This is a genomic window from candidate division KSB1 bacterium (genome assembly GCA_022562085.1).
Taxonomy (GTDB): domain Bacteria; phylum Zhuqueibacterota; class Zhuqueibacteria; order Oceanimicrobiales; family Oceanimicrobiaceae; genus Oceanimicrobium.
In genome coordinates this window covers 1-10043 of sequence record JADFPY010000150.1, presented here as the reverse complement: position 1 = coordinate 10043, position 10043 = coordinate 1, and the positions used below count along the sequence as shown (strand labels likewise).

The following is a 10043-nucleotide window of genomic DNA, read 5'->3' as shown; positions in this document are numbered from 1 at the left end:
CATTGAAAAGTATTCAGAAGAAATAGCCGTTCTTGCCCAAAAAGATTTTGCGTTTATTGAACTCGGCAGCGGCAGCTCCACAAAAACCCGCTTGCTGCTCGAAGCGTTTTTGAGACGCCATGAAAAGCTGCATTATATCCCAATCGATATTTCAAAAAGTATTTTGGTAGAAAGCGCAAAAGCTCTTTTAAAAGACTATCCGGAATTAAGAATCACTGCACTGGCTTCCGATTACATCACGGCGCTGAACTCGCTGAAACAGCAAAACATCTCCAAAAAGCTCATTGCGTTTTTAGGCTCCACAATTGGAAATTTTAATGAAAAAGGCAGGATTGAATTTCTCCGTGAAATTCGCGCGACCCTGAACAGCCAGGATTGCTTTCTCATTGGCGTTGATTTAATTAAGGATAAAGAGATCATCGAACCGGCTTACAATGATTCGCAAGGTGTGACCGCGCAATTCAATCTGAACATGCTCGTCCGCATCAACAATGAATTAGAGGGCAATTTTAACATCGAGAAGTTTCGCCACAAAGCTTTTCTTAATAAAAAAATGAGCCGCATCGAAATGCACCTGGAAAGCACAAGCCGGCAGTCGGTAAAAATAGGCAAGCTGAATCGGATTTTTGAATTTAAGAAAGGCGAGACCATCTACACGGAAGATTCCTACAAATTTTCCAAAGAGCAAATCAAAGAGATGGCGCAAGCCAGTGGCTTTGAAATTAAGCACTCGTGGTACGATTCGAAAAATTGGTTTAGTCTTAATCTTTTTAAACCAATTTAAAGAAAAAACCGCACGCAAAGTCGCTAAGACACGAAGATGACGCAGAGAAAAATAAAAAATCTTATTTTGCCCTTGCAACTCAATTTTTCTAATGAGTCAAACCTTTTAAAGTAACTTTGCGAGTCTTAGCGCCTTCGCGACTTTGCGTGAAACTTTTTTTATGTTTTTCAATCCGTTATATGAATAAATTATGTCTTCTATCGCTTTCGACAATGTTTCCAAATCCTACCATCAAAAAATTGCCCTGAAAAATATTAGTCTCACTTTCCAACCGGACAAAACCACTGCTGTTATTGGACCCAGCGGCAGCGGCAAGTCCACGCTCATTCAACTTATCAACGGCTTGCTTCGACCGGACCACGGCCAGGTCTCTGTTTTCGATAAAAAAATCAATTACGATAATTTATCCGAACTCCGTAGACGAATGGGCTACGCGGTGCAGGGTACCGGACTTTTCCCGCATTTAACGGTTAAAAAAAATATCACTTTGCTGGCGGTTTTGGAAAACTGGGAAAATGATCGAATTTCAAAGCGTGCCGAAGAGCTGGTCAATTTAGTAAATTTACCGAAAGATTATTTCACGAAATATCCCCATGAATTGAGCGGCGGCGAACAGCAGCGTGTCGGCCTTTGCCGCGCCATGATGCTGAATCCAAAAATATTTCTGCTTGACGAAGCCTTTGGCGCCCTCGACCCGATTACCCGCAGCGAAATCCACGCTGAGTTTATCAAGCTGCAAAAATTAGAGGCGAGAACGATCATACTGGTCACTCATGATCTTCGAGAAGCTTTTAAATTGGCCGATCAGGTTGTTATTTTAAATGAAGGTCAAATCGAGCAGATCGGCACGCGCAAAGAAATTTTGGAAACCCCCGCTTCAAAATTCGTGAAAAAGTTTGTTCACATGCAATTGGAAGATGATGTGGTTTAATTGCTTTAAAATAACTGCAAGTGGCTCGTCCAAAAAATCAAAATAACTCGTCATTCCCGTCCCGTGTCAAAGCACGGGATAAACTCCGGCGGGAATCTAGGGGCCAGCTACGTTTCTGGATTCCTGCCTGCGCAGGAATGACTACTTATTGTTCAAGACTTTTTTACCTTTTGCTAATTTCACTTCTTTTCTCACAGCCCCTGCACAGCCAAACCATCAAAATCGGCTCGAAGAATTTCCCCGAAAGCAACATTTTGGCAGAAATCATGGCGCAGCTTTTAGAGGATCGCGGCTTCATTATCGAACGCCGGTTTGGTTTAGGCGGCACGATAATTTGTTATCAAGGACTGACCAACGCCGAGATCGATATCTATCCCGAGTATTCCGGCACGATTGAACAAGCGATTCTGAAACTGAAAGAGTCGCCAACTTATTCAGAATTACAAAAGTTGCTTCGGGAAAATCATAGTTTGGAGCTGCTGGATTCATTTGGATTTAATAACACTTATGCTTTCGCGGTAAGGGCAGAGTTTGCGAAATCGGAGAATCTTAAAAATATGTCTGATCTGCGTTCACACCCGGATTTGCGTTTCGGCCTGAGCCAGGAATTTCTGGAACGCGGCGACGGCTGGAGACCGCTGGCAAAAACTTATGGGCTCACGGCTGATCCACTCGGAATGGAACATGCTTTATCCTATGCCGCCCTTGAGCAAAATAAAATCGATGTTATGGATGTTTATTCAACAGATGCGGAAATTCAAAAATATGATCTCTTTTGCCTCGAAGATGACAAGAATTTTTTTCCGGCATATCTCGCGGCTCCACTCATTCGCAACGATGTGAGTATTGAAGTGAAATCGATTTTAAACGAGCTGACCGGAATGATCGATAACAAGGAAATGCAAAACTTAAACGCAAGCGTGGCTTTAGATAGGAAAAGTTTTGCTGAAGCAGCCCGAAGTTTTCTTATAAGCAAAAATCTACTAAAAGATATCAGTACAAATGTGTCCGAAAGAAAATGGCAGACGCTGGCCCAACGAGCACTCACTCATTTGAAGTTGGTCATTATAGCTCTGCTCGCGGCTATGGCTGTGGCAATTCCGTTGGGAATTATTATCTATCGCTTACCCAAGATTTCGAAGCCGGTCATTTATTTTACCGGTCTGCTGCAAACTATCCCTGCCATCGCTTTGCTGGCATTTATGATCGCCCCTTTTGGCATCGGCACCGTCTCTGCTCTAATCGCTTTGTTCCTCTACGCGCTGCTACCGATTCTAAGAAGCACTTTTGCTGCTTTAAATACAATCGATCCTGTCTTAAAAAAAGTGTCCGTGGGCATGGGACTCACAACCTGGCAGCGCTTGCGGCACATCGAAATCCCATTGGCAGCACCGAATATGCTCGCAGGCATTCGAACGGCGGCGGTGATCAGTGTCGGCACGGCCACCCTGGCAGCTTTTATTGGCGCCGGCGGACTCGGTCAATACATTTTTACTGGTGTGACATTAAACGACCCGATCATCATCATGTGGGGCGCCATCCCGGCGGCTTTATTGGCCATTCTGGTAGAATTGATTTTTGAAGTACTGGAGCGCTGGCTGATTCCGAAGCATTTGCTGCAAAAGCAGGTTCAGTAAATCTTCTCTTTCCTTTTCTTTTTATCCCCGCAAAATCCCTTGACATTCTACATAAATGTCTTTATATTCTTTTCGTTTAATCCCCCTTAACTACCTATCTACATAAAAAACTAAGGAGATAAGATGCCAGCTTTCTTCGATAAGATGAAAGATAGTCTGTTGAAAACGCAGGTCTGGAAGTCGATGTTTCGTCATGGGTACGAGGACAATCCACGCAACCGTTACTTGCAGGTTTTGGATAATGTCTGGCTGCATCTTCATCCGACCCGGATTCCGCGCCACGGCGCTTACATTCGCTTCACCTGGTGTATGGGTGGGATTACCTTTCTGCTCTTTCTGGTCACTGCCGTCACAGGTGTTTTGCTGATGTTCTACTACCGGCCAACGGCAGAATATGCTTTTAACGATATGAAGTATCTCGAGTTTGACGTACCATTCGGGATGTTCTTAAGAAACATGCACCGCTGGTCTGCACACGGTATGGTCATCGCTGTTTGGCTGCACATGTTCCGCGTCTTTTTGACCGGTTCTTACAAACCGCCGCGGGAGTTCAATTGGGTGGTCGGGGTTATTTTGCTGACAACCACATTATTATTGAGTTTCACAGGCTATCTGCTTCCCTGGGATCAGCTTTCTATCTGGGCCGTAACAGTTGGTACGAACATGGCACGTGCCGCCCCTCTGCTTGGGCATGAAGGTCCATTTGGGCCTGAGCTCGGAATGAAACCAGATAATGACATGAGATTTGTTTTACTGGGAGGTACGCAGGTTGGTCCGCCAACACTGTTGAGATTTTATGTGCTGCATTGTGTGTTTTTTCCGTTGTTTTTAGCTATATTTATAGGCGTACATTTTTGGCGGGTCAGGAAGGATGGCGGTATTTCAGGGCCGCTGTAACTTAATAAGCTCTGACCCAATTCCGGGGTATCATTAACGGCCATTACCCAGGCTGTCATTTAGCGGGTTTTGCACAAAATAAATAATTGGCACTTAAAGTAAACCCTGAGGAGAACCATGGATAATCTGTGGCTTATTATCGGCAAAGCGGATAATGTTCCCATTGTAATGATGATACCTTTGTTTGCCTTTTACTCCTGGCTGGCATTCAAACAGGCGACAGCTAACGATCGCTTAATCGCCGATGGAAAATATAGCGAACTACAAGCAGAAGGCAAAGATCGGATTTTCACCTGGCCTCTGCTGACACGCAATGAATTTTTATGCGCAATTCTGATTATGGTCATTTTGACCGTCTGGTCTGTCGCCCTCGATGCGCCGCTGGAGCAACCCGCCAATCCAACCAAAACCCCGAATCCTTCCAAAGCGCCCTGGTACTTTTTGGGACTTCAGGAAATGCTGGTTTACTTCGATCCCTGGCTGGCCGGCGTGGTTTTCCCTACGCTCATTATCGTCGGCTTAATGGCCATTCCTTACATCGATAAAAATTCAAAAGGCAACGGTTACTACACCTGGCAGCAAAGAAAATTCGCCATCTCTACTTTTGTGTTTGGTTTTTTTGCTTTGTGGCTCATGATGACTTTCGTTGGCACATTTTTACGCGGCCCGGGGTGGAACTTTTTTATGCCCTGGGATAGATGGGACCCACATAAAGTTGTCGCCATGACCAATGTCGATCTTCACCAGTTTTTTGGCATTCGCAGCTCGCTGGGGGCATTCTTTTTCGGAGGCTTTGTTGTAACCGCCTATTTTTCTCTCGGGGCCATCTATTATTTTTGGAAAAAAAATACCGAATTTTTAAAAAAGCTGGGCCCGGTCAGGTTCGGGATTTTAATATTTCTGTTTCTAAGCATGATGAGCTTACCCATAAAAATGATTCTCAGGTGGACATTTAATATCAAATATATTTGGGTGACACCCTGGTTTAATATTTAATTTTGCCGAAGTATTGTTCTTAATGACGCTGAAAGTAAATGACCTATAATGACTTAATGACATTTAGTGTCATTCGCTTCGCTGTTATTAAGTCATTTTCCCCATTGAAACATTGTGAAAGATACTAATCAAAAAAACGAAGGAGGAAGAATTGTCTAAACGCTCGGATACTCCTCTTGAAGAACGAGACTACGGTCTTATCTATTTTATTCTTGCTGGTTTGCTTGCTATATCTACTTTCTGGGCCATCTGGGACATGATCCGCGAACGGTCGCCCTGGCAGCGCTACCAAATGGAACTGAACCAGCTGGAAGAGAGCAAGGTTAGAATAGAGCTCGATGCCGCCGAAGCTGATTTCGAAGCGAAACAAGCCCCTATGTATGAATCCTTCAAACAGCAGCTCAAAGAAGCTCAAGCGACTCTTGCAGGTGAAGCCTACCAACAAGTTCAGGCTGAATTAAATGTTGCGCAGGATGAAATCGAAGATGCTATGCAGAACTATCGTTTTGCAAAGAGTGAATACGATGCCATTTGGTACGAGTACAAACATGCAGAACATGAGGGGCATGATGATGAAGCTCAAAAAATCCGGCCTGATTTAGATAAGTTAGATCAGGAAGTGGCAACCCTCAAAATTGATTGGGACAATGCCGAGGCGAAGAAAAGCGAAGTCGAAAACCGCATCACCCGGCATCGCGCGACTGTTGATAGCCTGCAAACAGAAATGGAAAAACTGCGGGCACCCATTGTTGATTTAAATGATAAAATAGATGGAATTAAGGACCGCAAAATCAAAATCGATCAATTCGTGCTGGCCGACTTTGTGCGTGGAAATTTTCAAGCCTTTCTTGACCAGGTCGATCGCTGCACGAGCTGTCACGTCAACATAGACAAAGGTGGATATGATGACTATCCGGCAGTCTTCAAAACCCACCCGAATCGTGAGGCACTTCTGAAACCGCACCCGATTAACCGTTTTGGCTGCACGCCGTGTCACGATGGTCAAGGAGAAGCGCTACGGTTACCCTATTCTCATGGATTCGTGAAACACTGGGAATATCCGCTGCTGAATGATGATTTTGTGGAAGCGGGCTGCAACAAATGCCACAGCAGCGAGATGAAAGTGGAGCATGCGCCCCGGCTGACAAAGGCCAAACGCATGGTTTTCGATCTCGGCTGCTATGCCTGTCACGATATCGCTGGTTTTGAAAAGGCCCGCAAAATTGGGCCACCTTTGAACGATATCACCCAAAAAACCACTGCAGACTTTCTCTACCGCTGGGTTAAAGATAATAAATCCTTTAGAAAGCACACCCGGATGCCGAATCCACAACTCTCTCATGAAGAAGCAACTGCCGTCACAGCGTTCTTAAATGATCTCGCCAAAGGCGGCAATTATAAACTTCCGAAGGCACCTGCCGGTGGCTCCGCAAGCCGCGGTGCAAAACTTATGGAAGACATTGGCTGCAAGGGGTGCCATGTGGTGACCGAAGAGGATCGAGCAGTCCGGGTGACAGATGTTTCTTATGATATCGCTCCGGAACTCACCAAAATTGCCAGCAAAGTAAACCGCGATTGGCTTTACTCCTGGATTAAAAATCCAAAGCAATACTATCCCGGCACAACGATGCCGAACTTACGTTTAACTGATTCCGAGGCCCGCGATATTGTTGCCTTTCTGATGACCCAAAAAGAAGCCAACCCGCCGGCGAGTCAACTTGACAAGTCTGCACTCGATTCGCCTGAACTCATCGCAGAAGGAAAGGCAATTGTTCGCAACTTCGGCTGTCACGGCTGCCACGAGATTGCCGGCATGGAGAAAGAAGGTAAGGTGAGCGTCTCCCTGAACGAGTTCGGCGGCAAAACCCACGACGAGCTCTTCTACGGCGATGCGCTGGCTAATGGCTCTGTCGCCGAAGAAACCTGGGATGACTGGACCCTGGGCAAAATGAAGAATTCCCGCTTGTATGCCACGGAAGCAGTCATTCAGCGCATGCCGACTTTTGCTTTTAACGACGAGGATGCTACCACCCTGACCCTGCTTTTAAAAAGCTGGGACGGCCGTAAGATTGGCGCCAAATATAAATATGACGGCGGCCGGTTGGGAGATGCACTCGAAAAAGGCCGCAGGTTGGTACGCCAATATAATTGCGTCGGCTGCCACATTATCGAAGGCGAAGGCGGATACATTCGCCCGACCATTGTTGAGGCTTTCAAAAAACAAGGCCGCGGTGAAGATGAAGCGATCTCTTTCGCCCCGCCGGATTTAATCGGGGAAGGCAAAAAGGTTCAGCCGGATTGGTTGTTCGATTTTCTGAAAAATCCAACCACGGAAATCAGACCCTGGTTAAATGTCAGAATGCCGACTTTTGACTTCTCAAATGAAGAAGTTACAACGCTGATTGAATACTTCCAGGCTTTGGAAGGCATGATTGAGCCTTTTCAAGAGGCTGATATTCAATTGACCAGAACGGAAACCAGAGCCGCGGAGAAGTTATTCTCCACAGATTATTTGAGTTGTTTCAGTTGTCACCAGGTCGGCAGCAAAAAACCCGAGGGTCCGCCTGACGGCTGGGCGCCGGACTTTCTCTTAGCCCCTGAGCGACTTAACCCGGATTGGGTTTACGACTGGATCGCGAATCCCCAGGCCTTGCAGCCGGGAACAAAAATGCCGGCGTTTTATCCGGACTCTTACCCCCAGGATATCTTGAACGGCGATGCAGACAAACAAATCGAAGCACTAACAGATTACATAATGAATATTCGGAAATTTGCAAGTAGATTGTAAACTAACTGAAAATCCAAAATCCTAATTGCCAACCCCAACTTTCTTGGGATTTGGTTACTTGGGATTTTAATTCATGACTTTAATTATTTAATTTTAGGAGGAATAACATGAAAAAGTTTTTACCCATTTTTGCTGCACTACTCATTGCACTGTTTGCCATAGCCTGTGGCGGCGGTGAAGATACGGCAAAAAAAGAAATGACTGAGAAACCGGCAGAAATGGCAGCACCCAGCGGTTACGAAGTTATGACAGTAGCCAACGGGGGTACAATTTCGGGTACAGTTACTTACGCCGGCGCAATGCCGAAAAAAGTGAAAATCCAAAAGACCAAAGATACGGCTGTCTGCGGTAAAACGACTCATTATAAGGAAGATTTGCTTGTCTCCGGCAACAAAGGTCTTGCAAACGTAGTCGTGCGTATTATGAATATCAGCAAGGGCAAAGGCATGGACAGTATGGGCAGCGAATTTGTTCTGGACCAGAATGGCTGCGTTTTTATACCACACGTCAGCATCATTCCGATTGGAGCCAAGTGCACCATTCTCAACAGCGATGGTATTTTGCACAACATCCACACCTTCAGTGAAAAGAATTCACCGATTAACATTGCCCAACCGAAGTTCAAAAAGAGAATCACGCAATCATTTTCGGAGGCCGAAGTCTTCCCCATAAAATGCGATGTTCATAACTGGATGAACGGTTACATTGTGGTTGCCGATCACCCTTACTACGCTAAAACCGACGAAAACGGCAGCTTTGAACTCGGCGACGTCCCCGCCGGAACCTACACGGTTGGATACTGGCATGAGACTCTTGGCAAGCAAACTGCGGAAGTGACCGTCGGTGAAGGCGCCAGCGCAGATGGCAGTATGGAGTTTGCTGCAGTGGGTAGTTAAGATTTAAAATCAGCTTTAGAATTTGAAAAGGCATGCTTCTTGGAGGGAGCATGCCTTTTTTTTGTTTGCGTTGTTTTATTGCGTATTAACTTGCTCCAATTTTATCTGTCTCAAATATTGCCGCTACTCATGTCCATAAAATATCTTATTTACAATCTTCCAGCCGTCTTTAAAGTTATATAGCCCAAAGTAATCAGTATAGATATGCTTCGAATCTTCATATATTTCCATTTTGACGAAAGACGAATTGCCCGTTAAGTCGATTATTTCAAACTTATGCTGAATCGATTTTGGGTTCTTCTTGCCGTCTAGCTTTAGTCGCGCCAGCCAGGTGCCTAAATCTGCTTTAATGAGTCGACCCTTGTGATAAACATGCATTAAAAAATCCGGGTGAAACCCTTTCTTAACCGCCAATGAATCCCTGTTAACATAAATTCCTTCGACGTAGGATTCGATTAGAACCTTCTTGATGGCCAGCTTTTCTTTGTCATCTGTTCCTGCACGACTTTGAGCAGGTAAGATAACAAACCCAAATAGAAATAGTGCGGTTAAAATAACTTTGTTTTTCATGACATTTACCTCCACAGGTTGAAAGAGGGTCCATTCGGTGGCCTATCCTTAATACCCAGATCCAGTTCCTGGTGCCGAGGTGTTTTGAGCCCCGATGGTCGGATTGGCTTGACTTTTCCAATCGCTGGAAGCATTGCCTTCGCCGTCAAACTCAACCGAATGGCCTTCCGGAGCAGTTGAAATGAAATCGCCGGCGGTCCAAATGCCTTTTTGCCAACTGCAACCGATTCGCGGCCATTTCCTGCACTTCCCCATTGCACGAAGTCGTGCATGGCTCCGGAACTCGTGAAATTATTTGTCTCATATAACCCTAAATCAGCGGCTGTGTTATTCAGGTTGAATCCACTAACAGCCAGAATGCCACCCGGCGGGATATTCAAGCTGCCGCTGATAATGTTCAAATTGCTAATTGGAGCATAAGCAAAAAGGGAACAGAACCACCATGTTGACACATCCACAGATTCTGGGCCGAAGTTTTTCAATTCAATTTGATCATTTGAAGTTGAAAATAGAACCTCATTAATTCTAAGTTCTCCTTCACCGC

Annotated in this window: 9 protein-coding genes; 7 read left to right on the top strand and 2 right to left on the bottom strand. The window is 45.3% G+C overall.

Annotation, left to right across the window (positions count from 1 at the left end):
- The 7 genes from egtD to IH879_12965 all read left to right on the top strand — a co-directional run.
- A partial coding sequence (egtD, locus tag IH879_12995) for an L-histidine N(alpha)-methyltransferase (protein ID MCH7675855.1) occupies positions 1 to 784 on the top strand: 784 nt, incomplete at its 5' end.
- Between the two features lie 190 nt (positions 785 to 974).
- Entirely contained in the window at positions 975 to 1715 is a 741-nt protein-coding gene (locus IH879_12990; protein ID MCH7675854.1) for an ABC transporter ATP-binding protein, read from the top strand.
- Between the two features lie 170 nt (positions 1716 to 1885).
- Positions 1886 to 3352 (top strand): ABC transporter permease subunit, encoded by a 1467-nt coding sequence (locus IH879_12985; protein MCH7675853.1) that lies wholly within the window; start codon positions 1886 to 1888, stop codon positions 3350 to 3352.
- A 123-nt stretch (positions 3353 to 3475) separates the two neighbouring features.
- On the top strand, positions 3476 to 4249 hold the full coding sequence (locus tag IH879_12980; GenBank protein ID MCH7675852.1) for a cytochrome b N-terminal domain-containing protein: 774 nt from the start codon (positions 3476 to 3478) through the stop codon (positions 4247 to 4249).
- A gap of 117 nt (positions 4250 to 4366) precedes the next feature.
- Complete coding sequence (locus IH879_12975) at positions 4367 to 5245, top strand: cytochrome C (protein MCH7675851.1); 879 nt, start codon at positions 4367 to 4369, stop codon at positions 5243 to 5245.
- 151 nt (positions 5246 to 5396) lie between these two features.
- Entirely contained in the window at positions 5397 to 8033 is a 2637-nt protein-coding gene (locus IH879_12970; GenBank protein ID MCH7675850.1) for a c-type cytochrome, read from the top strand.
- Between the two features lie 107 nt (positions 8034 to 8140).
- Positions 8141 to 8929, top strand: coding sequence for a hypothetical protein (locus IH879_12965; protein ID MCH7675849.1), 789 nt, complete (start codon positions 8141 to 8143; stop codon positions 8927 to 8929).
- Between the two features lie 123 nt (positions 8930 to 9052).
- Here the strand turns inward: IH879_12965 and IH879_12960 are convergent, their stop codons facing one another.
- Together IH879_12960 and IH879_12955 are read right to left on the bottom strand one after the other, a co-directional pair.
- The gene (locus IH879_12960; GenBank protein MCH7675848.1) at positions 9053 to 9499 is read right to left on the bottom strand and encodes a nuclear transport factor 2 family protein; all 447 of its coding nucleotides are present in this window, start codon (positions 9497 to 9499) and stop codon (positions 9053 to 9055) included.
- Positions 9500 to 9504: 5 nt separating this feature from the next.
- A complete protein-coding gene (locus IH879_12955; protein MCH7675847.1) occupies positions 9505 to 9981 on the bottom strand; it encodes a hypothetical protein in 477 nt (158 codons plus the stop codon).
- Positions 9982 to 10043 lie beyond the last annotated feature (62 nt).